Origin of the sequence: Planococcus halocryophilus (assembly GCF_022489025.1) — a bacterium.
In the GTDB taxonomy this organism is placed as follows: domain Bacteria; phylum Bacillota; class Bacilli; order Bacillales_A; family Planococcaceae; genus Planococcus; species Planococcus halocryophilus_A.
Map to the genome: position 1 here is coordinate 19,421 of NZ_JAKVTG010000018.1, position 25,549 is coordinate 44,969.

Annotated in this window: 20 protein-coding genes; all 20 read right to left on the minus strand. The window is 41.6% G+C overall.

All coding sequences use genetic code 11. The features are described 5' to 3' along the window. Positions 1-45: 45 nt before the first annotated feature. The 20 genes from rplW to rpoB all read right to left on the minus strand — a co-directional run bounded on the left by rplW (position 46) and on the right by rpoB (position 25,394). Entirely contained in the window at positions 46-330 is a 285-nt protein-coding gene (rplW, locus tag MLE13_RS15710) for a 50S ribosomal protein L23 (RefSeq protein ID WP_006828930.1), read from the minus strand. Next, positions 330-953, minus strand: coding sequence for a 50S ribosomal protein L4 (gene rplD, locus MLE13_RS15715; RefSeq protein ID WP_008432506.1), 624 nt, complete (start codon positions 951-953; stop codon positions 330-332). Before rplD ends, rplW begins: the two co-directional genes overlap by 1 nt. Before the next feature lie 29 nt (positions 954-982). Beyond that, entirely contained in the window at positions 983-1,612 is a 630-nt protein-coding gene (rplC, locus tag MLE13_RS15720) for a 50S ribosomal protein L3 (protein WP_008432504.1), read from the minus strand. Positions 1,613-1,660: 48 nt separating this feature from the next. Beyond that, a complete protein-coding gene (gene rpsJ / locus MLE13_RS15725; protein ID WP_006828927.1) occupies positions 1,661-1,969 on the minus strand; it encodes a 30S ribosomal protein S10 in 309 nt (102 codons plus the stop codon). A 255-nt stretch (positions 1,970-2,224) separates the two neighbouring features. Further along, positions 2,225-3,550 carry a Na+/H+ antiporter family protein gene (locus MLE13_RS15730; RefSeq protein WP_240750668.1) on the minus strand — a complete coding sequence of 442 codons (1,326 nt, stop codon included), beginning with the start codon at positions 3,548-3,550 and terminating at the stop codon, positions 2,225-2,227. Positions 3,551-3,695: 145 nt separating this feature from the next. Beyond that, positions 3,696-4,283, minus strand: coding sequence for a 3-isopropylmalate dehydratase small subunit (leuD, locus tag MLE13_RS15735; RefSeq protein WP_240750669.1), 588 nt, complete (start codon positions 4,281-4,283; stop codon positions 3,696-3,698). A gap of 25 nt (positions 4,284-4,308) precedes the next feature. Continuing rightward, positions 4,309-5,727 (minus strand): 3-isopropylmalate dehydratase large subunit, encoded by a 1,419-nt coding sequence (gene leuC / locus MLE13_RS15740; RefSeq protein ID WP_240750671.1) that lies wholly within the window; start codon positions 5,725-5,727, stop codon positions 4,309-4,311. A gap of 18 nt (positions 5,728-5,745) precedes the next feature. Next, entirely contained in the window at positions 5,746-6,846 is a 1,101-nt protein-coding gene (gene leuB, locus MLE13_RS15745; RefSeq protein WP_008497429.1) for a 3-isopropylmalate dehydrogenase, read from the minus strand. A 30-nt stretch (positions 6,847-6,876) separates the two neighbouring features. Further along, positions 6,877-8,418, minus strand: a complete 1,542-nt coding sequence (locus tag MLE13_RS15750) for a 2-isopropylmalate synthase (RefSeq protein WP_008497428.1) — start codon at positions 8,416-8,418, stop codon at positions 6,877-6,879. Further along, positions 8,405-9,439, minus strand: a complete 1,035-nt coding sequence (ilvC, locus tag MLE13_RS15755) for a ketol-acid reductoisomerase (protein WP_240750672.1) — start codon at positions 9,437-9,439, stop codon at positions 8,405-8,407. The genes MLE13_RS15750 and ilvC overlap by 14 nt, the downstream gene beginning before the upstream one ends. A 28-nt stretch (positions 9,440-9,467) precedes the next feature. After that, the gene (ilvN, locus tag MLE13_RS15760; RefSeq protein WP_240750673.1) at positions 9,468-9,980 is read right to left on the minus strand and encodes an acetolactate synthase small subunit; all 513 of its coding nucleotides are present in this window, start codon (positions 9,978-9,980) and stop codon (positions 9,468-9,470) included. Beyond that, positions 9,977-11,704 (minus strand): acetolactate synthase large subunit, encoded by a 1,728-nt coding sequence (gene ilvB / locus MLE13_RS15765; protein ID WP_240750674.1) that lies wholly within the window; start codon positions 11,702-11,704, stop codon positions 9,977-9,979. Before ilvB ends, ilvN begins: the two co-directional genes overlap by 4 nt. A 343-nt stretch (positions 11,705-12,047) precedes the next feature. Further along, positions 12,048-12,947, minus strand: a complete 900-nt coding sequence (ilvE, locus tag MLE13_RS15770; protein WP_240750675.1) for a branched-chain-amino-acid transaminase — start codon at positions 12,945-12,947, stop codon at positions 12,048-12,050. 327 nt (positions 12,948-13,274) lie between these two features. Further along, positions 13,275-14,462, minus strand: a complete 1,188-nt coding sequence (tuf, locus tag MLE13_RS15775; RefSeq protein WP_240750676.1) for an elongation factor Tu — start codon at positions 14,460-14,462, stop codon at positions 13,275-13,277. Positions 14,463-14,576: 114 nt separating this feature from the next. Continuing rightward, entirely contained in the window at positions 14,577-16,655 is a 2,079-nt protein-coding gene (gene fusA / locus MLE13_RS15780) for an elongation factor G (RefSeq protein ID WP_065528392.1), read from the minus strand. Between the two features lie 54 nt (positions 16,656-16,709). Next, positions 16,710-17,180 (minus strand): 30S ribosomal protein S7, encoded by a 471-nt coding sequence (gene rpsG / locus MLE13_RS15785; RefSeq protein WP_008497422.1) that lies wholly within the window; start codon positions 17,178-17,180, stop codon positions 16,710-16,712. Positions 17,181-17,224: 44 nt separating this feature from the next. Beyond that, positions 17,225-17,644 carry a 30S ribosomal protein S12 gene (rpsL, locus tag MLE13_RS15790; protein WP_065528391.1) on the minus strand — a complete coding sequence of 140 codons (420 nt, stop codon included), beginning with the start codon at positions 17,642-17,644 and terminating at the stop codon, positions 17,225-17,227. Positions 17,645-17,741: 97 nt separating this feature from the next. Next, on the minus strand, positions 17,742-17,990 hold the full coding sequence (locus MLE13_RS15795; protein WP_240750677.1) for a ribosomal L7Ae/L30e/S12e/Gadd45 family protein: 249 nt from the start codon (positions 17,988-17,990) through the stop codon (positions 17,742-17,744). Positions 17,991-18,126: 136 nt separating this feature from the next. Beyond that, positions 18,127-21,732, minus strand: coding sequence for a DNA-directed RNA polymerase subunit beta' (gene rpoC / locus MLE13_RS15800; RefSeq protein WP_240750679.1), 3,606 nt, complete (start codon positions 21,730-21,732; stop codon positions 18,127-18,129). A gap of 107 nt (positions 21,733-21,839) precedes the next feature. Beyond that, complete coding sequence (gene rpoB, locus MLE13_RS15805) at positions 21,840-25,394, minus strand: DNA-directed RNA polymerase subunit beta (protein ID WP_008497418.1); 3,555 nt, start codon at positions 25,392-25,394, stop codon at positions 21,840-21,842. Positions 25,395-25,549 lie beyond the last annotated feature (155 nt).

Below are 25,549 nucleotides of genomic sequence, written 5' to 3' on the forward strand. Positions count from 1 at the left end.
TTAGTTCCCTCCTTCTTTAACAGTCCTATAAGAACTTATAGAAAATTAAATTTCGAATAACTCGATGTCTTTAGATTCAGCAGTCAATTTCACAATCGCTTTACGGCGTTTGTTAGTGTATCCTGCGTGTTTGCCCATACGTTTGAATTTGCCTTTGTAGTTCATGATGTTGACTTTCTCAACCTTCACGCCAAAGATTTCTTGTACGGCTTGTTTAACTTGTGTTTTATTTGCGCGAGTGTCCACTTCAAAAGTGTACTTTTTCTCTGCCATTACTTCAGACGATTGCTCAGTAATGACCGGACGTTTAATTACATCACGTGCTTCCATTAACTAAGCACCTCCTCAATTTTCTCGACAGCTGCTTTAGTCATAACAATTTTGTCATGTCCAAGCAAGTCTAATACGTTAATACCATCTGCTGCTACTACTGTCATGCCTTTAAGGTTACGTGCGGATTTTGCAACGTTCTCATCAAGGTCAGCAGTTACGAACAAAGCTTTTTTGCCAATTGAAAGATCTGCGATCAACTGGTTGAAAGATTTTGTTTTTGGCGCATCAAATGTTAATCCTTCAAGTACCATCAAGTTTTCTCCAACTACTGCAGATGAAAGTGCAGAGCGTAGAGCTAAACGACGTACTTTCTTAGGAAGTTTGTAGCTGTAGCTACGTGGAGTTGGTCCGAATACGATACCGCCTCCGCGCCATTGTGGTGAACGGATCGACCCTTGACGAGCACGTCCAGTTCCTTTTTGACGCCATGGCTTTTTACCACCACCAGCAACTTCAGAACGATTTTTTACTTTATGGTTACCTTGACGAAGTGAAGCGCGTTGAGACACTACTGCGTCGAATAACACTGATTCGTTTGGTTGGATACCGAATACATGGTCGTTCAATTCGATTTCGCCAACTTGTGAACCTGTTTGATTTAATAAAGCTACTTTAGTCATTCTTGTTTCCTCCTTTCTCTAAAAATATATTATTTCGCTTTAGTTGCCGATTTAACACGGATCAACGCTTTGCGAGAACCAGGAACATTACCTTTAACAAGTAGCAAGTTACGTTCAAGATCTACTTTCACGATTGAAAGGTTTTGAATCGTAATTGTTGTTCCACCCATTTGACCAGGTAATTTCTTCTGTTTGAATACGCGGTTAGGAGCAACCGGACCCATTGAACCAGGACGACGGTGGTAACGTGAACCGTGTGTCATTGGTCCGCGAGATTGTCCGTGGCGTTTAATAACACCTTGGAAACCTTTACCTTTTGTTGTTCCTGTGACATCTACTACATCGCCTTCTGCGAATACATCTACTTTGACTTCTTGACCAATCTCGTAATCAGCTAAGTTTACATTGCGAAGTTCGCGAATGAAGCGCTTAGGAGCAGTGTTAGCTTTTGCTACGTGTCCTTTAGAAGGTTTGTTAGAAAGCTTATCGCGCTTGTCTTCAAAACCTAATTGGATAGCTTCGTAGCCGTCAACCTCAACTGTTTTCTTTTGAAGAACTACGTTTGGAGAAGCTTCAATAACAGTTACAGGGATTAAATCACCGTTCTCAGCAAAAACTTGCGTCATACCGATTTTTCTACCTAAGATTCCTTTGGTCATGTTGTCACACCTCCTGTGGTTATTTGTGTTTTTCTATTTCGTTGCCGATTAAAGTTTAATTTCAATGTCAACGCCTGACGGTAAATCAAGTTTCATTAACGCATCAACAGTTTGTGGTGTTGGGTTAACGATATCGATTAGACGTTTGTGTGTGCGCATTTCAAATTGCTCACGAGCATCTTTGTATTTATGAACAGCACGCAAGATTGTGTAAACCGATCTTTCAGTTGGTAACGGTATCGGACCCGATACGCTTGCACCTGAACGTTTAGCAGTTTCAACAATTTTCTCAGCAGACTGATCAAGAATTCTATGATCATATGCTTTTAAACGGATACGAATTTTTTGTTTTGCCATTATTTTCCCTCCTTTTCGCCTATTTTTGATAGACATTCTCCACGAAAATTTTCCAATCACTCGCCATGGCAAAGCGGCCGGGTGTATCGGTAACCTCTCGCTTCATCGCAGTCAAAAGACCAACATTAGATATTATACACAATAAAAAAGAATTCCGCAAGTGGTTCCACGAAATTCTTTTTAATTCGCTTTTATTAGTATAACAGGATATTTTAGAACTTCAAGCCAGATGATAATAGTCGGAACACTTCACGCTTATCCCAAGAACATAACAGCAACCCAACCGAAAATCACTAATGGAATATTGTAGTGAAGGAAGGTCGGAACACATGTATCCCAGATGTGATTGTGCTGTCCATCTACGTTCAGTCCAGCTGTTGGTCCGAGTGTTGAGTCAGAAGCTGGCGAACCAGCGTCACCTAACGCACCCGCAGTTCCTATTAAAGCAATGATAGCCATCGTCGAGAAGCCGAACTCAAGACTTAATGGAACAAAGATCGCAGCAATAATCGGAATCGTTGCAAATGATGAACCGATGCCCATCGTTACAAACAAACCGACAATTAACATCGCTAGCGCAGCAATGCCTTTATTGCCTGCAAATAAATCTGATACGCTGTCGACTAGTGGTGCAATCGCTCCTGTCGCTTGTATGACCGAAGCAAAACCGTTTGCCGTGATCATAACAAAACCGATAAACGCCATCATGCGCATTCCTTCTGTTAAGACTTCGTCAGCTTCACGCCATTTCATTGCGCCGAAGATGTAAAGCACTAAAATACCAGCAAGCGCACCGATGATCATCGAACCTGTTTGCACTTGGGCAAACAGTGCCGCAACTAACGCAACAATCGTCACGATTACGTCTTTTGCAGAAGCTGTCTTTTTCAACGTTCCTTCTATAGAAGAAGAACGAACTGTTTTGTAATCACGTGGCTTTCGGTAAGAAAAGAACACAGCAATGATTAGACCTACTAATAAGCCCAATACTGGAATCGCCATTGCTTTTGGAATATCCGCCATGTCAATCGTCAATCCCGCCAGTTCCATTTGTGTAAAAACAATTTCGTGGAAAATCAATCCAAAGCCATATGGTAGCAAAATATATGGCGCTGTCAAACCAAATGTCAAGACAGCAGCGATCAAGCGGCGATCAATTCGTAGTTCGTTTAAAATATGCAAAATCGGTGGAACCAATAATGGAATAAACGCAATGTGAATCGGAATTAAGTTTTGCGAGAAGATGGCCATTGCCAACAAAGCAAGAACAATAAGAGCCTTCGCTAAATTTTGTCGCGTTGCTTTGCCATCTTTATTTACTAACTTAAGCACTCCTGAGACAAGTAACTCCGGAATCCCTGTACGCGATATGGCTACGGCAAATCCACCAAGCATGGCATAACTCAATGCAATGGTCGCCCCTGCTCCTAAACCATCTGTAAATGAGGTGATTGTATCAGAAAAAGATAATCCGCCACTTAGTCCACCTGCAAGCGCGCCGATCAATAAAGCAAATACGACATTCACCCGCAATAAGCTCAATACGAGCATGACTAAGACGGCAATAATAACTGCATTCATAAATAAACTCTCCTTTAGTTTGCTAAAGCGTTAAAGTACCTTTTTTAAATTAACAAAATAAAAAATAGTTGTCAACAGCTGATGATTAATTTACTTAAAATGAAAAAAGACCTTTTACAGTTACGTAAAAGGTCTTACCTACATATTAAGCGCGCTGTTTTTCTTCGTAAGCCGCAATATACGAATCATACTGGACTGTCAACGCAATTTCATCCCAGCCCTTTAACAGCATTTCTTTCCAATAAGGATCAATTTCAAATTCATAACGCGTACCATCTTGTCCGGTAACAGACTGGTCTTCCAAGTTGATCTCTAACTTAAAGTTTTGTTGTTGACCTTTGCTAATCAACTCATCTACTTCTTGGTCTTTCAAGCGGATTGGCAAAATACCATTTTTAACACAGTTATTATAGAAGATGTCTGCATAACTAGGTGCAATCACTACACGAAATCCATAATCTAAAATTGCCCACGGAGCATGTTCCCGAGAAGAACCGCAGCCGAAATTTTCTTGTGCGACTAGAATTTCGGAGTTTTCGAATCGAGGGTTATTCAAAACAAAGTCTTCTATTGGTGTACCATCTGCATGAAAGCGCCAATGATAAAATAAATACTTGCCGAATCCCGTTCGTTCAATACGTTTTAGAAATTCTTTTGAAATGATTTGGTCCGTATCTACATTTTTTCGTTCTAACGGCGTCAGAACGCTTGAAATTTTATTAATCGGTTTCATCGAAGGCTCTCCTCACTTTCGTTTGTCATACAGATGCTACAGGTTCTTCCATGTAGTTACGGACATCTGTTAAATGACCTTCAATCGCAGCGGCAGCTGCCATTACAGGGCTTACTAGGTGCGTCATCGAGCCCGCTCCTTGTCGACCTTCGAAATTCCGGTTAGAAGTAGACGCACAACGTTCACCAGCCGGAACCGAGTCTTCGTTCATCGCTAAGCACATACTGCAACCTGTCTCGCGCCACTCAAAGCCAGCCGCAAGGAATACTTGATCCAATCCTTCTTGTTCAGCAGCACGTTTTACCGTTTCAGATCCAGGAACAACAATTGCCGTTACAGACGGATGCACTTTTTTCCCTTTAATGATTTCACTTGCTGCACGCAAATCACTAAGACGCGCATTTGTGCAAGAACCGATAAAAACATGTTGAATCGAAATCGAAGAAAGCGGCATTCCTTCTTCTAGATGCATATAAGCTAAAGCTTGTTTTAATGCGTCTTTATCTGACTGCTTCTCGTAATCAGCCGCAGACGGAACACGTTCAGCAATACCTGAACCCATTGATGGGTTCGTACCCCATGTGACGAATGGCGAAATTTCATCTGCATGAATTGAAACGGTCGCATCATACTTTGCGCCTTCATCTGTTGCAAGAGCTAGCCAACGGTTAGCTTCTTGTTCAAACGCGTCTCCTTCAGGGACGTTTCTACGCCCTCTCAAATATTCGATTGTCGTTTGATCTGGGCTAATTAAACCTGCACGCGCACCAGCTTCAATTGACATATTACAAATGGTCATACGCTCTTCCATCGTTAAGTTACGAACTGCTTCGCCCGTATACTCCATAATAAATCCTGTCCCCATATCGATACCGAATTTCGAAATAATCGCCAGGATGACATCTTTAGCGGTAACACCAAAGCCCAAGTTGCCTTCAATGCGAACTTCCATCGTTTTAGGTGTTGATTGCCATAGCGTTTGCGTTGATAGAACGTGCTCGACTTCACTTGTACCAATACCGAACGCCAAAGCACCAAACGCACCATGCGTCGAAGTATGGCTGTCACCACAAACAATCGTCTTACCTGGTTGAGTCAATCCAAGTTCTGGCCCAATGACGTGTACAATTCCTTGGTCCGGGTGGTTGATGCCCGCAAGTGGAACCCCAAACTCATCACAATTGTCTTGCAAAGTTTTGATTTGCTTACGCGAAATCGGATCTGTAATGGTATCCCGATTTCGCGTAGGCACGTTATGATCCATTGTCGCAAAACAAAGATCTGGTCGGCGAACTTTGCGTCCGTTTAACCGAAGTCCTTCAAATGCTTGTGGAGATGTCACCTCATGCAATAAGTGGAGGTCAATATATAGCAGGTCCGGCTTCCCTTGCTCTTCGAAGACGACATGTTGTTCCCAAATTTTCTCTATGATTGTTTTTGCCATGCGAACCGCTCCTTTTACTTACACATAAGAATACATAATGTGTTCCGATACAAATTCTCTTTCTAGTTCTTCTATCACTTTTGTTACATATTGCTCTGTTGAAACCACACGTTTCCCGCTACCAGCCAAGTCTCCTGTGCAATAACCATCTTCTAGAACACCCATTACAGCTTGTTCAATCGCCGCAGCTTCTGTATGCAGACCAAACGAATGCTTCAACATCATCGCTGCTGACAAAATAGCAGCCGATGGATTCGCTTTGTTTTGTCCAGCGATGTCAGGAGCCGAACCATGTACGGGTTCGTAAAGACCAAAACCGTCTGAACGCACGCTAGCAGATGGCAACATGCCAAGTGACCCGGTAATAACAGAAGCTTCATCACTCAAGATATCTCCAAACATATTCTCCGTTACGACAACATCGAAAGTGCGTGGGTTTGTGATCAACTTCATCGCAGCTGAATCCACTAGCATATGTTCCACTTCGATATCTGGATATGCAGCTTTACGTTCTTCTACCACTTCACGCCATAGCTTACTCGTTTCCAATACATTGGCTTTATCAACCGACGTTACTTTGCCTCTTCGAGTACGAGCGATTTCAAACGCCTGATTTACAATGCGTTCAATTTCTTCCCTTGTGTAAACCAACGTATCGACAGCTGATTTTTCAGAGCGACGTTTCGGTTCACCAAAATACAAACCACTTGTCAATTCGCGCACGATGACCATATCTACATCTTTCGCTACTTCTTCTTTTAGCGGCGAAGATGCTAGCAATGCCGGGATGGCTTTTACTGGACGAATATTTGCAAACAAATCGAAATGCTTCCGGATGTTCAAAAGCCCTTTTTCAGGACGCAAGTGAGCTGGGTTATTATCCCATTTTGTTCCCCCGACCGCACCAAGGAGAATCGCGTCACTCGCTTCACAAACTTCAATCGTTTGCTCGGGAAGCGGATTCCCAAATTGATCAACCGCTTCACCTCCGATTACCGCGTGCTTTAAATGAAAAGTATGTCCATAACGCATTGCAATGGATTGCAGCACTTTTACCGCTGCATCTGTTACTTCCGGTCCGATTCCGTCTCCTGGCAATACCGCTATTGTTTTTTTCATTTTAAATTCCTCCTCTTTCGATCTGTTCTTTTAAATGGCTGGGATTCTGACCTTCTTACCTACTTGAACAATTTGACGGTTGACTGCATTTAAGTATGCTTTTGCTGTTGCTTCTAATACATCTTGTGCAACGTCTCGACCCGTAACTGTTTCTCCGTTATAGCTCATATTGATAACCGCTTCGCCTAGCGCGTCGCGTCCTTTGCCAATAGACGTCACACGGTAATCTAATATATGAACTTCGCCTTCTACAATTCGCTCTAGCGTGTTGAAAATCGCTTCAACCGATCCCGCTCCCGTCGCCGCTTCATTGATTAACTCTCCATTTGGATGATAAGCAGAAGCTGTAGCCGTCGGAATGTTCGCTGTACCGTATTGCACTTGAACACTTTCCAGTTTATAAACCGGTGTTTCGTTATCGTGAATTTGTTGATCTGTTAGCAATACATACAAATCAGCTTCTACGATTTCTTTTTTGCTGTCGGCTAGTTTCTTAAATTCAACAAATGCTTTATTCAACTTCTCTTCTGTTAAATCAAAGCCCATTTTCACAGCACGGTCTTTAAAAGCATGACGCCCTGAATGTTTACCTAGTACCAATTCAGTTGCTGCGTCACCGATCAATTCTGGTGTAATGATTTCGTATGTTAACGGATTTTTCAGCATGCCGTCTTGGTGAATGCCCGATTCATGAGCAAAAGCATTTTTGCCAACTACAGCTTTGTTAGGTTGAATCAAACTACCTGTCAATTGACTCACCAATTGGCTTGTACGTTTAATTTCATTTAGTTTGATGCCTGTTTCGATATTGAAAATTTGTTTGCGGATATGCAAGGCAACTGCAATTTCTTCAAGTGCAACGTTACCAGCACGTTCTCCGATTCCATTGATCGTTCCTTCAATTTGCGTTGCGCCGTTCTCGATGGCAGCTAGCGTATTAGCTGTCGCCATTCCCAAATCATTATGGCAATGTGCAGACAGTTTTACTTTTTCAATTCCTGCGACATTGTCGGTCATGTATTTGAACATCGCACCGTATTCATGAGGTGTCGCATAACCAACTGTATCTGGAAGGTTAATGGTTGTTGCTCCTGCTTCAATTACTTTACGAATAATATGTGCTAGGAACTCAGGGTCCGAACGGGAAGCATCTTCCGCTGACCACTGGACTAACGGAAAGAACTTACGCGCATATTTTACCGATTCCACAGCAAGTTCAACCACTTGCTCTGGCGTTTTGAATAATTTTGTTTCCATATGAATAGGGGATGTTGCTAAAAAGATATGAATATGCGGTTGTTCCGCTCCTTTTAATGCTTCCCACGTTCTGTCAATGTCACTTTGGATCGAACGAGCAAGGCCCGTTACAATTGAATTCTTTACTGTGCCTGCAATTCGTTGCACAGCATCAAAATCTCCTGGGGATGAAGCAGGAAATCCTGATTCGATAATCGTCACTCCCAAACGTTCAAGCTGGCGGGCGATTTCGATTTTCTCTGCTGTATTCAAGTTGATCCCGGCCGACTGTTCTCCGTCTCGCAATGTCGTATCGAAAATATCAATTTGTGACATTAGCAGCCACCTCTTTTTGTTTTGCCTTTTTGCCTTCATTAACGAATGGCATCATCGCACGCAATTCGCGTCCAACTTGTTCGATTTGATGTGATTCTTCCGCTTTTTCAATTGCGGTAAATTCTGGACGGTTTAATTGGTTTTCAAGCAACCAGCCTTTTGCAAATTTCCCTGTTTGGATATCCGTAAGGACGTCTTTCATACGTGCTTTCGTATCTGCATCAACAATGCGTGGTCCTGATACAAAATCTCCCCACTGCGCTGTGTCTGAAATTGAATAACGCATTCCTGACAAGCCACCTTCATACATTAGGTCAACGATTAGTTTTAATTCGTGCATGCATTCGAAGTATGCAAGTTCAGGCTGGTATCCAGCTTCGACAAGCGTTTCAAATCCAGCTTTTACTAGAGACGTCACACCACCACAAAGAACAGCTTGTTCTCCAAATAGATCCGTTTCTGTTTCTTCTTTAAATGTTGTTTCCAAAACGCCAGCACGTGTCGCGCCAATTCCTTTTGCATATGCAAGTGCTACTTCTTTCGCTTGACCTGACACATCTTGGTGGATAGCAATTAACCCCGGTACGCCAGCGCCCGCTTCGTATGTGCGACGCACAAGGTGTCCCGGTCCTTTAGGAGCTACTAAGAATACATCTACATCTGTAGGTGCAACAATTTGATTAAAGTGAACATTAAAACCATGAGCAAAAACAAGTGACTTGCCTGCTTTTAATGAAGGTTTGATATCTGCATTATAGATTTGTGTTTGTTTTTCATCCGGTACTAAAAGCATGATCACGTCTGCCGCTTCTGCCGCTTCTTTAGCCGTCATTACTTTCATACCGTCATTTTCTGCTTGCTCGAATGATTTACCTGGACGTACGCCAACTACTACATCAAAGCCAGATTCCTTTAAGTTTTGTGCGTGTGCGTGACCCTGAGAACCATATCCGATTACCGCGATTGTCTTTCCTTTAAGTACCTGTTCGTTTACGTCTTGGTTATAATACATTTTTGCCATTTTTAATTTCCTCCTCGAGTTTGGGTTTTTATAGGATGTTTAATTGTGGTACTTGAGTTTTTTGTGTTTCTCTGACAAAAGCTGATACACCGGTTCGGGTCAACTCTTTCACACCATAAGGTCTCATCAGATCAATAAATGCTTCAATTTTCTCTGGATCGCCAGTAACTTGGAATGTTGTTACATTTTTGCTCATATCAACAACTGTTGCTCGGAACGGTTCAACGATACTGAGAACTTCACTTCTGATTGCTGGTGGGACGACCACTTTAACCAATGCCAACTCTCTCATCACCATTGCTTTATCTGTAATATCATTTACTTTAATTACATCAATTTGCTTTTGTAATTGTTTTAATAATTGTTCCAATTTGCCTTTATCTTCTACATTAACGACAAAAGTCATTTTAGACATTCCCGGCTGCTCTGTGTGACCTACTGAGATGCTTTCGATGTTGAACTGTCGCTTCATCAGTAATCCTGTAACTCGGTTCAACACCCCGCTTTGATTGATCACCGTTGTTGTAATGACTCGTTTCATTCGCCTTTCACTCCGATCATTTCATTCAAGCCTTTACCAGGCGCAACCATTGGATACACACATTCCAATTGCACTACGCGACAATCGATCAAAACCGGCTCGTTTGAATTAAATGCTTCTGTAAAAACAGCTTCTGCTTCTTCCATCGTTTCTACTTTATAACCTTTAACGTTATAAGCTTCTGCCAATTTAACAAAATCAGGTTGAACAGGCATTAATGATTGGGAATATCGCGATTCATAAAATGTTTCTTGCCACTGTCTTACCATTCCTAGACTTTGATTGTTTAAAATAACGATTTTCACTGGAAGTCGTAGCTCTTGAAGTAGTGACAATTCCTGCAACGTCATTTGGAAACCAGCATCTCCTACGATGGAAATAACCTTCTCATCAGGTTTTGCTAGTTGTGCTCCGATAGCTGCTGGGAAACCAAAGCCCATCGTGCCTAAGCCGCCTGAAGTCACCCAATTATGCGGGTTGTTAAAACGGTAATATTGAGCCGCCCACATCTGGTGTTGCCCGACATCCGTCGTTACAACAGCATCTCCCTTAGTCAAACGGTGAATCAGCTCAACTGCTTGTTGAGGAAGAATTCCTTCTCGACCTTTCACGTGATACTGAAGTGGATATTCTGCTTTATCGCCAGATAATTTTGCTATCCACTCTGTTGTATTAGGGCTTTTAAATGGTTGATTTAACAATTGAATCAATGCTTCTTTCGCATCTGCAACAATCGGAATTGCAGTTGGAACATTCTTTCCAATTTCTGCTGGATCAATATCGATATGGATTACTTGAGCATTAGGTGCAAAGTGAGCTAAATTTCCAGTTAACCGGTCATCAAACCGGGCACCGATATTTAACAGCACATCACAATCACATATTGCCGTATTCGCCGTGTAAGTTCCATGCATGCCGGCCATTCCTAAGAATAGTTCGTGTTCGCCAGCGATACTGCCCAATCCGAGTAGCGTATTGGTAATTGGAATTTGATGACGTTCCGAAAAGGTTTTAAGCTCTTCTGTCGCTTGTGCCGCTAATACTCCTGCTCCCGCTAAGATTAACGGCTTTTTCGATTGCGATAATAGTTGAGCAGCTTTTTGGATTTGCAGGAAATTCGGTTTGGTAGTTGGTTGATAACCAGGTAAATTAACTTCCTCTTCGTCTTTTGTAGTTAAAAATAATTCTGTAGCAATATTTTTAGGGATGTCTACTAGAACTGGCCCCGGGCGTCCGGTAGAAGCGATGTAGAATGCTTCTTTCACGATTCTTGGTAGATCCGAAACTTTCTTCACTTGGTAGTTATGCTTTGTAATCGGCTGAGTGATTCCGACGATGTCCGCTTCTTGAAACGCATCAGTTCCAATTACTGAAGTTGCAACTTGTCCTGTAAAGATGACTAATGGTAAAGAATCCAGCATGGCATCAGCTATACCTGTCACCAAATTTGTTGCTCCTGGTCCCGATGTAGCGAGCACAACACCTGTTTTACCGGACACTCTTGCATATCCTTCAGCTGCATGAATCGCACCTTGCTCATGCCTTGCCAATATGTGGCGTATCGGATTTTGGTGCAAGGCATCGTAAATTGGTAGCACCGCGCCTCCGGGATATCCGAAAATGATTTCTACTCCTTGATTTTTCAAAGATTGAATTAGTACATCAGCCCCACTGCCTGTTAACTCTTGTTTAACTTCTTCTCTAACTTTTACGTCTACTCCCAATCTTTCCGCCTCCTTTTCTAAAACTCTTTTGAAACAAAAAAACTTTTCCATCCCTACACAAAGAAACTTGTTCTTTGCATAGGGATGAAAAAGTTTCATGGTACCACCCTACTTTACTGCGCAACCGCAGCCTCATAGATAAGCAATGCTTATCCGCTGATAACGATAACTTTTAACTTGCAAGTCACCGGGACTACCTAAACGGCCTAAGCCTTTCAGCAATCCACTCAGAGGGGATGTCGCAAATGGTTGTATTGCCGGCTTCCACCTATACCGGCTCTCTGTGAATACAGCTTCCATTTACTTTAACCTCGTCATTGAGTTGAACTAATATTCGGTTTTCTTAAACCACATTTAACTGATCTGAGTAAACTTTTACACCATCGTTTTGAACAAGCTCTCTAAATGATGCAAGCAAATCGTTCGTAACCGGTCCTGGCTTTCCTTCGCCTATCACTCGGCCATCTACTTTCACTACTGAAATGACTTCAGCAGCAGTTCCTGTTAAGAAAACTTCATCAGCTACATACACATCGTGTCTTGTGAAAACACCTTCTTGAATGTCGTAACCTTTTTGAGTCGCTATATCTATAATGGCATTACGCGTAATTCCTTCAAGCGCTCCTACATAGCCTGGAGGTGTTACTATTTTATTTTTACGAACAATGAAGATGTTGTCTGCTGAACCTTCAGCTACATAGCCTTGATCATTTAGCATAAGAGCTTCAGAAACACCTGCTAAATTAGCTTCAAGCTTCACTAAAATATTGTTCATATAATTTAATGATTTAACTTTCGGGCTTAATACGTCCGATCTGCTTCTTCTTGTAGCTACAGAAACAATCTCTAATCCCGTTTCATACATAGATTTTGGAAACAATGATAAAGGTTCGGCTATTACAATCACACTTGGGTGTGAGCAGCTGTAAGGATCTAGCCCAAGGTTTCCTACGCCTCTTGAAACAATAAGTCGGATATATGCATCTTTAAACTTATTTTCTCTAAGTGTGCGGACAACAATTTCAACCATTTCATCAAAAGTATGTGGAATCTCGAGCATCACAGATTTTGCTGAATCGTAAAGTCGCTCAAGGTGTTCTTCCAGTCGAAAGACATTACCGTTATAAGAACGTATTCCTTCAAACACTCCATCACCGTATAAAAAACCGTGATCATAAACTGAAATCTTAGCGTCTTCTTTTTTCACGAATTCACCATTCATATAAATTACTTGTTCACTCATGATGTCCACTTCTTTCTCGAAAGTTTTATAATATGCAATATATCGAATTCTGTATTTGTTTTGTAAATTGTTGCTATCATATCGCCTATTGGGAACCGTGTCAATCAAGTTTCATCAAGTTTTTTATCAATTTTGAACATTCAAGAATCATGTATCCGTTTTCATTGTTGCTACCACTAGGTTTAAAAGAATTTTCAAAAAGTTTGAATATTTTATGAACGAAGTATACTTTCGTCGTTTTTCCTTCTGAATCATTGAAAACAACGCAAAAAAGACCCTGACTCATTAAATAATGAGTCAGGGTCTTAAATTAACACTTAGCAATTCTTACTTCGTGATTGTAGCAACAACGCCAGCGCCTACAGTACGTCCACCCTCACGGATAGAGAACTTAGTTCCTTCTTCAAGTGCGATAGGAGAGATTAGAGAAACGATCATTTCGATGTTATCTCCAGGCATAACCATTTCTACACCTTCAGGAAGGTTACAAACACCAGTTACGTCAGTTGTACGGAAGTAAAACTGCGGACGGTAGTTTGTGAAGAATGGAGTGTGACGTCCACCCTCTTCTTTTGAAAGAACATAAACTTCAGCTTTGAACTCAGTGTGTGGAGTAATTGTGCCTGGTTTAGCCAATACTTGTCCACGTTGTACGTCATCACGAGAAACTCCGCGTAGAAGTGCGCCAATGTTGTCGCCAGCTTCAGCATAGTCAAGTAATTTACGGAACATTTCTACACCAGTTACAGTTGTAGATTTTGGTTCTTCAGTAAGACCAATGATATCAACGTTATCACCGATTTTGATTTGTCCACGTTCAACACGTCCAGTAGCAACAGTTCCACGTCCAGTGATTGAGAATACATCCTCAACAGGCATCATGAATGGCTTGTCAGTGTCACGTGGTGGAGTAGGAATATACTCATCAACAGCGTTCATTAATTCAACGATTTTTTCTTCCCACTCAGCTTCTCCTTCAAGAGCTTTAAGAGCAGATCCTTTGATGACAGGAATGTCATCGCCAGGGAAGTCATATTCAGAAAGAAGGTCGCGAACTTCCATTTCAACTAGTTCAAGAAGTTCTTCGTCATCTACCATATCGCATTTGTTCATAAATACTACTAAGTAAGGAACACCAACTTGACGTGAAAGAAGGATGTGCTCACGAGTTTGTGGCATTGGGCCATCAGCAGCAGATACTACTAAAATCCCGCCGTCCATTTGAGCAGCACCAGTAATCATGTTTTTAACATAATCGGCGTGTCCAGGGCAATCAACGTGTGCATAGTGACGACTTGCAGTTTCATATTCAACGTGTGAAGTGTTGATAGTGATTCCGCGTTCTTTTTCTTCAGGAGCGTTGTCGATTTGTGCGTACGAACGAGCTTCCCCACCTGATTGTTTTGCAAGAACTGTAGCGATTGCTGCAGTCAAAGTAGTTTTACCGTGATCGACGTGACCAATTGTACCAATATTCGCGTGTGTTTTAGAGCGATCAAATTTAGCTTTTCCCATTAGAAAAATCCTCCTCGAAATGTAAGTGATTGTTCATTTGAAGTGCCGGAATAATAGGGCCCTATTATTCCAGGCATACAAACTATTTATACTTGATTAAAGATCAAAATTCAATTATTGACCTTTATTTTTTTTGATGATTTCTTCAGAAATTGATTTCGGTACTTCTTCATAGTGATCAAAGTGCATTGAGAACACACCACGACCTTGCGTATTTGAACGCAATGAAGTTGCATAACCAAACATTTGTGCAAGAGGTACCATAGAACGAACAACTTGCGCGTTTCCGCGAGCGTCCATACCTTCTACGCGGCCTCGGCGTGACGTAATGTCACCCATGATATCTCCAAGGTATTCCTCAGGGATAACAACCTCAACACGCATAATTGGTTCAAGAAGAACCGGTCGAACTTTAGAAATCGCATTTTTAAGTGCCATAGAAGCAGCAACTTTAAATGCCATCTCATTCGAGTCAACATCATGGTAAGATCCGTCGAACAAACGAGCTTTGATATCAATCAAAGGATATCCGGCAATAACACCATTGTCTAGTGAGTCACGAAGACCCGCTTCAACTGCTGGGATGTATTCACGAGGAACAACACCACCGACGATACCATTTTCAAATTCAAAACCTGCTCCTTCTTCGTTTGGAGAGAATTCAATCCAAACGTGTCCGAATTGTCCACGTCCACCAGACTGACGTACGAATTTACCTTCAACTTTAGCAGACTCACGGAATGTCTCACGGTAAGATACCTGAGGTGCACCCACGTTAGCTTCTACGTTGAATTCACGGCGCATACGGTCAACTAGGATATCAAGGTGAAGTTCACCCATACCCGCGATGATTGTTTGGCCAGTTTCCTGGTCAGTGTGCGCACGGAAAGTTGGATCTTCTTCTTGCAATTTAGCAAGGGCTTGACCCATTTTATCTTGATCTGCTTTAGACTTAGGTTCCACAGAAAGAGAGATAACTGGTTCTGGGAATACCATACGCTCAAGAATTACCTGATGTTTCTCGTCACTTAAAGTATCACCTGTTGATGTATCTTTAAGTCCGATAGCAGCAGCGATATCTCCGCAATATACTTCAGCGATTTCTTCACGAGAGTTTGCGTGCATTTGAAGGATACGTCCAACGCGCTCACGCTTGCCTTTAGAAGAGTTCTGAACATATGAACCAGATTTAAGAGAACCTGAATATACACGGAAGAAAGTCAATTTCCCAACGTATGGATCCGTCATTACTTTAAACGCCAACGCAGAAAACGGTTCATCTTCGCTAGGTTTACGTATTACTTGTTCATCTGAGTCTGGAAGAACACCAGTCATTGGTGGTACATCCAATGGAGATGGTAGGTAATCAATTACTGCATCAAGCATTAATTGAACCCCTTTATTTTTGAATGCAGATCCACAAACTACTGGGTAAAACTCAACGTCTAGCGTTCCTTGGCGGATACCAGCTTTAAGTTCTTCAACAGTAATTTCTTCGCCACTAAGGTATTTTTCCATTAAGTCTTCGTCAAGCTCAGCAACAGCTTCCACTAATTTAGTGTGCCATTCCTCAGCAAGTTCTTTATATTCTTCAGGAATTTCACCTTCAGTAATTTCAGTTCCCAAATCGTTTGCATAGAAACGTGCGTTCATTTCAACTAAATCGATGATAGCTGAGAACTCATCTTCTGCGCCGATTGGCAACTGGATCGGTTGAGCATTTGCTTGTAGGCGATCATGTAATGTACCTACAGAGTAAAGGAAATCAGCACCGATTTTATCCATTTTGTTGATAAATACGATACGTGGAACTCCGTATGTTGTAGCTTGACGCCAAACTGTTTCAGTTTGAGGCTCAACACCTGATTGAGCATCAAGAACTGTAACTGCACCATCAAGTACGCGCAATGAACGTTCAACTTCAACAGTGAAGTCTACGTGTCCTGGAGTATCGATGATGTTAACACGGTGGTTTTTCCATGAAGCAGTTGTTGCAGCAGAAGTGATTGTGATTCCACGTTCTTGCTCTTGCTCCATCCAGTCCATTTGAGAAGCACCTTCATGTGTTTCACCAATTTTGTGGATTCTACCAGTGTAGTATAAAATACGCTCCGTAGTAGTCGTTTTACCGGCATCAATGTGTGCCATAATACCGATATTACGTGTTTTGTCTAAGGAGAATTCTCTAGCCATGTTGTTTTTCTCCTTCCGTTTCTGATTAAGATGTTAAAAACATCTCGAAAGAAATTACCAGCGATAGTGAGCGAATGCTTTGTTAGCTTCTGCCATTTTATGCAAATCTTCACGTTTCTTAACTGATGAACCAGTATTGTTGGCTGCATCTAAAATTTCATTAGCCAAACGTTCTTCCATTGTTTTCTCTCCACGAAGACGTGAATAGTTCACAAGGAAGCGAAGACCTAAAGTTGTACGGCGTTCAGGACGAACTTCAACCGGCACTTGGTAGTTAGCTCCACCAACACGGCGAGAGCGAACTTCAAGAACTGGCATAATGTTAGTCAGTGCTTGTTCGTATACTTCAATTGGATCCTTACCGCTGCGTTCTTTAACTAGCTCAAACGCTCCGTATAGGATTTTTTGTGAAGTACCTCTTTTTCCGTCAACCATCATTTTATTAATTAAGCGTGTCACCAATTTCGAATTATAAATTGGATCTGGCAACACATCACGTTTAGCTACAGGACCTTTACGAGGCATGTATGTTCCTCCTTTCAACGAAGTCACTTCGTTAATTTAAGATATTATTTTTTTACTTTAGGACGTTTAGTTCCGTATTTAGAACGGCTTTGCATACGGCCAGTTACTCCAGCTGTATCAAGTGCTCCACGTACGATATGGTAACGTACACCCGGTAAATCTTTTACGCGTCCGCCGCGAAGAAGAACTACACTGTGCTCTTGAAGGTTGTGACCTTCGCCGCCGATGTAAGCATTAACCTCAATTTGGTTCGTCAAACGTACACGCGCATATTTACGCAATGCCGAGTTTGGTTTTTTAGGTGTCATCGTACCAACACGAGTACATACTCCACGTTTTTGTGGTGACGTCACGTTAGTTTGAGACTTTTTAAAGCTGTTGTACCCTTTGTTTAGGGCTGGTGAACCTGATTTAGTGCTCTTTGGTTTACGAGGCTTGTTAACTAATTGGTTAATTGTAGGCATCGATTTTTCCTCCTCTCAAAAGGTGTTCTAATACCACATATCCAGGTGGTTCATTTTTGGGTAAAAAACAAAGTCTTTGTGATTTACACAAAAACTGTTATCCAGTAATAGCTACTGCAGCTGCACCGACATTAATGCCATATGCTTTGCCAAGCTTTAATCGTGAATCTGCAAGTTCGATCCGAATACCTTTTTCTAAAGCTAGATGGACGATCTGTTCGGTCATTCGATCGTTCGCGTCTTTTGCCACTATTACTTCTTGGACAATACCGCTTTTTAATGCTTTTACTGTCTGCTTTGTACCGATGATTATTTTACTTGTCTGTTCTACTTTTTCATTAGACATTTGCATATCCTCCAAAGCATCAAACCTTTAACCATCAACCCTTAACATACTATCATCCTATGATAATGCTGTCAACAAAGTTCTTGAAAAATCCCGGGGAGATTTTACAAGCTCCCCGGAATCCAAGAAATCTATTTTATGATTCTGTACCGACAATTTCTTGCTGTGCTGCTTTTTCGCTTTGAGCAATTTTGATTTGACGGTAACGCTGCATTCCTGTTCCAGCCGGAACAAGTTTGCCGATAATAACGTTCTCTTTCAATCCTAGAAGCTCATCACGTTTTCCTTTAATCGCTGCATCTGTTAAGACGCGAGTCGTTTCTTGGAAAGATGCGGCTGATAAGAATGATTCTGTTTCAAGAGAAGCTTTTGTAATACCTAGAATTACAGGACGGCTTGTAGCTGGTAAGTTACCTTCTAGAACCGCTTTAACATTAGCTTCAGTAAATTGGTGAATATCCAATAGTGAACCTGGTAGCAATTCTGTATCTCCGGCTTCAATTACGCGAACTTTACGGAACATTTGACGAACCATAACTTCTACGTGCTTATCGCCGATTTCTACGCCTTGCATACGGTATACTTTTTGAACTTCTTTCAATAGATACACTTGAACAGCTTGAACGTCTTTTACTTGAAGCAATTGTTTCGGATCAATTGAACCGTCTGTCAATACTTCGCCTCGTACAATCGCATCATCTACTTGAACTTTGATACGTGCATTGTAAGGAGCTAAATATTTACGTGTTTCAACATCACCTTGAATCGTTACTTCCTTCTGACCTTCGCGAATTTCTTCAACTTCAGTAACTGTACCTGTAATTTCAGAAATAACTGCTTGTCCTTTAGGATTACGCGATTCAAATATTTCTTGGATACGCGGAAGACCTTGAGTAATATCGTCTCCTGCAACCCCACCTGTATGGAATGTACGCATTGTAAGCTGAGTTCCTGGCTCACCGATTGATTGAGCTGCAATAATACCTACTGCTTCGCCCACTTCAACTTCGTCTCCAGTTGCTAAGTTCGTGCCGTAACATTTCTTACAAATACCGTGTTTTGTATTACATGTAAATGCAGAGCGGATTGTAACTTCTTTAATACCAGCCTCTACAATCAGACGAGTTAAATCTTGTGTGATTAATTCATCTTTTGCTACAATAATTTCTTTTGTTTCAGGATGGCGAATTGTTTTCTTCGCATGACGACCAACGATACGCTCATCAAGCTCTTCAATTACTTCTGTGCCTTCCATCAACGCTCCAACCAATAAGCCTCTATCTGTTCCACAATCATTTTCGCGGACAATTGCATCTTGTGCAACGTCTACTAAACGACGAGTTAAGTAACCAGAATCGGCTGTTTTCAGTGCTGTGTCGGCAAGACCTTTACGAGCACCGTGAGTAGAGATGAAGTATTCAAGTACTGTCAAACCTTCACGGAAGGAAGATTTAATCGGAAGTTCGATAATTCGCCCAGCCGGGTTGGCCATCAATCCTCGCATACCAGCAAGCTGTGTAAAGTTGGAAGCATTACCACGAGCTCCGGAATCACTCATCATAAAGATTGGATTTAAGTTATCAAGAGATGCCATCAGTTTGCCCTGAATGATATCTTTTGCATTACTCCAATAAGAAATGACACGAGCATATCGTTCTTCTTCTGTAATCAATCCGCGACGGAATTGTTTCATTACTTTATCAACATTTTCTTGTGCACTGATTAAAATTTCTCCCTTGTCAGGAAGAACTACGATATCAGACACACCAACAGTAATGCCGGCTTGTGTTGAATATTTAAATCCAAGGCTCTTCATGCGATCTAGCATTTTCGAAGTTTCCGTAATATGGAAACGTTTGAACACTTCCGCAATGATTTCACCAAGTATTTTCTTTTTAAACGGTGTTACAAGTTCCGATTCTTCAATATGCTTACGAATATTAGTCGTTGTTGGAACGAAATATTTCGCTGGCGTCTCCACCTGCAAGTTGAAATCAGTCGGTTCATTAATATACGGGAATGACTTCGGCAGAATTTCATTGAAAATAATTTTACCAACAGTTGTTAATAAAAGCATTTTGTTTTGTTCTTCTGTGAATGTCGGGTTGTTTACAGCTCCAGCTTGAATCGCAATACGTGTATGCAAATGCACATGGCCTGTTTGATAAGCGATCATGACTTCTTCAGGTCCTGAGAAAGTAGCGCCTTCTCCTGTAGCACCTTTACGCTCAAGTGTTAAGTAATAGTTCCCTAAAACCATATCCTGAGATGGTGTTACAACAGGTTTTCCGTCTTTTGGATTCAAAATGTTTTGAGCTGCAAGCATCAATAATCTTGCTTCAGCTTGCGCTTCAGATGATAAAGGTACGTGAACAGCCATTTGGTCACCATCGAAATCGGCATTATATGCAGTACATACAAGTGGATGTAGACGGATCGCTTTACCTTCAACTAGTGTCGGCTCAAATGCCTGGATACCTAATCTGTGAAGAGTTGGTGCTCGGTTCAATAGAACCGGATGCTCCTTGATTACATCTTCTAATACATCCCAAACTTCAGAATGAAGACGTTCGATTTTGCGTTTTGCACTCTTGATGTTATGAGCCAATCCACGTTCAACCAATTCCTTCATAACAAAAGGTTTGAACAATTCGATTGCCATTCCTTTCGGCAAACCACATTGATACATTTTCAGGTTAGGTCCAACTACAATTACTGAACGGCCTGAGTAATCAACTCGTTTACCAAGAAGGTTTTGACGGAAACGTCCTTGCTTACCTTTTAGCATATGAGAAAGAGATTTCAATGGACGGTTACCTGGTCCGGTAACCGGACGACCACGACGACCGTTATCGATTAAAGCATCAACAGCTTCTTGAAGCATGCGTTTTTCGTTTTGAACAATAATGCTTGGCGCACCAAGATCCAAAAGACGTTTCAAACGATTATTCCGGTTGATTACACGACGATACAAGTCATTTAAATCAGAAGTCGCAAAGCGACCGCCATCTAATTGAACCATCGGACGTAGTTCAGGTGGAATAACAGGTAAAACATCTAAAATCATCCAATCAGGATTGTTTCCTGAGTTACGGAATGACTCAACGACTTCAAGGCGTTTAATCGCACGAGTGCGGCGTTGGCCTTGAGCTGTTTTCAACTCTTCTTTTAAAGAATCCGTTTCGCGCTCAAGGTCAATTTCTTGCAATAGACGTTTGATTGCTTCTGCTCCCATAGCGGCTTGGAATTTCTTACCAAACTTATCACGGTAAGCGCGGTATTCTTTTTCAGATAGAAGCTGTTTCTTTTCAAGTGGTGTATCCGCAGGGTCAATTACTACATAAGATGCGAAGTAAATAACTTCTTCAAGTGAACGTGGAGACATATCTAAGATAAGTCCCATACGGCTTGGAATTCCTTTGAAATACCAAATGTGTGAAACAGGAGCTGCTAATTCAATGTGTCCCATGCGCTCACGGCGAACTTTCGAACGTGTAACTTCAACGCCACAACGATCACAGACAACACCTTTATAACGAACACGTTTGTATTTACCACAATGACATTCCCAATCCTTTGTAGGACCGAAAATACGTTCGCAGAACAAACCATCTTTTTCAGGTTTTAGTGTACGGTAATTGATTGTTTCTGGCTTTTTGACTTCTCCATAAGACCATGAGCGAATTTTATCGGGTGACGCTAATCCGATTTTCATATACTCAAAATTATTAACATCTATCAAGGAGCCTACCTCCCTTTTGTCTCGAGTTTCTGTACGGCTCTTCCTCGGTAATGGCTGAATGAATAACTGGAGAACGGCCGGTTAAAGCCGTTCGATTCCAAGTATTATTAATCAATTGTTCCAACCGGTGCTTCTGTATCTGCAATCGGTAAGATATTTAATGAGTCAGCTGGTTGAAGATCTTCTTCTTCATCCAAATCACGCAACTCAATTTCTTCATCATCAATCGTTAACATTTTAACGTCCATACCTAAACTTTGAAGCTCTTTAATTAAAACTTTGAATGATTCCGGCACACTTGGTTCCGGTACACTTTCACCTTTAACAATTGCTTCATAAGTTTTTACGCGACCTACGACATCATCCGACTTCACCGTTAAGATTTCTTGTAATGTATGAGCAGCACCATATGCTTCAAGTGCCCATACTTCCATCTCACCAAAACGCTGTCCGCCGAATTGTGCTTTACCACCCAATGGCTGTTGAGTAACCAATGAGTAAGGTCCAGTAGAACGGGCGTGCAATTTATCGTCAACCATGTGGGCAAGTTTGATCATATACATGATTCCTACAGACACACGGTTATCGAATGCTTCACCAGAACGGCCATCATAGAGAATCGTTTTACCATCGCGCGGCATACCTGATTCTTCCATTGTCTCCAACACATCTTCTTCATTTGCTCCATCAAATACAGACGAAGCCATATGAATTCCAAGTGAACGAGAAGCCATTCCAAGGTGTAATTCAAGTACCTGACCGATATTCATACGAGAAGGTACACCAAGTGGGTTCAACATAATGTCGACTGGCGTGCCATCAGGCATAAATGGCATATCCTCTTCAGGTAGTATTCTTGAAATAACACCTTTGTTTCCGTGACGTCCGGCCATTTTATCACCAACAGAAATTTTACGTTTCTGAACGATATATGCACGGACTAGCTGATTAACACCTGGTGGTAGTTCGTCTCCATCTTCACGGTTGAAGATTTTAACATCCAATACAATACCGCCAGCACCGTGAGGCACTCGCAATGAAGTATCGCGAACTTCGCGTGCTTTTTCGCCGAAAATAGCATGTAAAAGACGTTCTTCAGCAGTTAGTTCCGTAACGCCTTTAGGTGTTACTTTACCAACAAGAATATCTCCATCTTTCACTTCAGCTCCGACACGGATAATTCCACGGTCATCCAAGTTACGTAATGCGTCTTCCCCAACGTTCGGGATGTCGCGCGTAATTTCTTCTGGTCCTAGTTTTGTATCACGTGAATCAGATTCGTACTCTTCAATATGAACAGATGTATAAACATCGTCTTTAACTAAACGTTCACTCATGATAATCGCATCTTCGTAGTTAAAGCCGTCCCATGTCATGAAGGCAACCAATACGTTTCTTCCTAATGCCATCTCTCCGCGTTCCATTGAAGGTCCATCGGCTAGAATATCGCGTTTAGAAACCCGGTCTCCAACTTTAACGATTGGGCGTTGGTTATAACTTGTTCCTTGGTTAGAACGAACGAATTTCTGCAATTTGTAAGTATCAAGGTCGCCTCGGACTTCATTGCCATCCACAACTTCAATGCGGCGGACTGCGATTTCTTTAGCTTCCACTAATTCTACAATACCATCATTTTTTGCTACAACAGCTGCACCAGAATCACGCGCTGCCAAATGTTCCATTCCAGTTCCTACAAAAGGAGCTTCCGGATTTAATAACGGAACTGCTTGACGTTGCATGTTCGCTCCCATTAATGCTCGGTTGGAGTCATCGTTTTCAAGGAACGGGATACAAGCTGTTGCTACAGAAACAACCTGTTTTGGAGAAACGTCCATGTAGTCAATGCTGCCGCGTTTATAAATCGTGTTTTCCCCGCGGAAACGTGCCACAATGCCTTCTTCAACAAATGAACCATCATCATTCAATTTCGAATTGGCTTGAGCCACTACATAGTTATCTTCTTCATCTGCAGTCAAATAATCGATATGTTTTGTAACAACACCTGATTCAGCATCAACGCGACGATAAGGAGTTTCGATGAAACCGAACTTATTCACTTTCGCAAATGTTGAGAGTGTATTGATCAATCCAATGTTCGGGCCCTCAGGCGTTTCAATCGGACACATACGACCGTAATGTGAATAGTGAACGTCACGTACTTCAAAGCCTGCACGTTCACGTGTTAAACCACCGGGTCCAAGCGCCGATAGACGACGTTTATGTGTCAATTCAGCAAGTGGATTGGTTTGATCCATAAACTGAGAAAGCTGAGAACTACCAAAGAACTCTTTAATTGATGCAATAACCGGACGGATATTGATCAATTGCTGAGGTACGATTGCCTGTGTATCGTTAATCGACATACGTTCACGCACTACACGTTCCATACGTGATAAACCGATACGGAATTGGTTCTGTAAAAGCTCACCTACTGAACGTAGACGACGGTTACCAAGATGATCAATATCATCCGTATTTCCGACACCGTAAAGGAGGTTAAAGAAGTAACTAATAGAAGAAATAATGTCAGCTGGTGTTACATGCTTAATCTTATCTTCTATATAGGCATTACTAATAACAGTGATTTCTTTTTGATCTTCGTTGTTTGGCGCATAAATTTTGATCGACTGTAAAGTAACTTCACCTTCTAGAACGCCACCTACTTGAGAAACAGTGTGGAAACCAACACCATTTTCTAAGTTTGGAATTAAGCGATCCAATACACGACGATCAATTAATGTACCCGCTTCAACTAAAATTTCGCCTGTTTCAGGATCAGCTAATGTTTCTGCAATTGTCTGATTGAAAAGACGGTTTTTAATATGAAGCTTTTTATTCATTTTATAACGACCAACATTTGCTAAGTCATAGCGTTTTGGGTCGAAAAAGCGTGAGTATAGTAAGCTCTTCGCACTTTCAACTGTTGGTGGCTCACCAGGGCGCAGGCGTTCATAAATTTCAAGAAGCGCTTTTTCTGTGCTCTCTGTGTTATCTTTTTCAAGTGTATTTTGAAGATACTCGTTATCTCCAAGTAGATCGATGATTTCTTGATCAGATCCGAAACCAAGCGCTCTTAAAAGAACCGTTACCGGTAATTTACGTGTGCGATCAATTCTGACATACACAACATCTTTTGCATCTGTTTCGTATTCTAACCATGCTCCACGGTTTGGAATAACAGTTGCTCCAAAGCCTTTTTTACCATTTTTATCTGTCTTGTCATGGAAATAAACACTCGGCGAACGAACTAGCTGAGAAACAATAACGCGTTCTGCGCCGTTGATAACAAAAGTACCTGTTTCTGTCATTAACGGGAAATCACCCATGAAGACATCTTGTTCTTTTACTTCATCTGTTTCTTTGTTGTGCAGACGTACTTTAACACGCAAAGGTGCTGCATAAGTTACGTCGCGCTCTTTCGATTCATCGACTGGATACTTCGGTTCCGCGAGACTGTAATCAACAAACTCGAGCGATAGATTTCCTGTGAAATCTTCAATCGGCGAGATATCTCGGAACATTTCGCGAAGTCCTTCTTCGAGAAACCATTCATAAGATGATGATTGAATTTCAATCAAGTTCGGAAGATCCAGCACTTCACTGATTCTCGAAAAACTTCTGCGTTGACGATGTTGACCGTACTGAACTAGTTGACCTACCAACTTATTCACCCCTCAATAAAACGATTATAGGTCTTTGCGATTTATACAAAATAGTGTATGATATCGAAAAGACAAAAAGAAAACGAGACTAAAATCAGCTCATTTTCGGTTTACACTTGATTAGCTATGTCGCCATGCGTAGCCCGAAAAAGGGC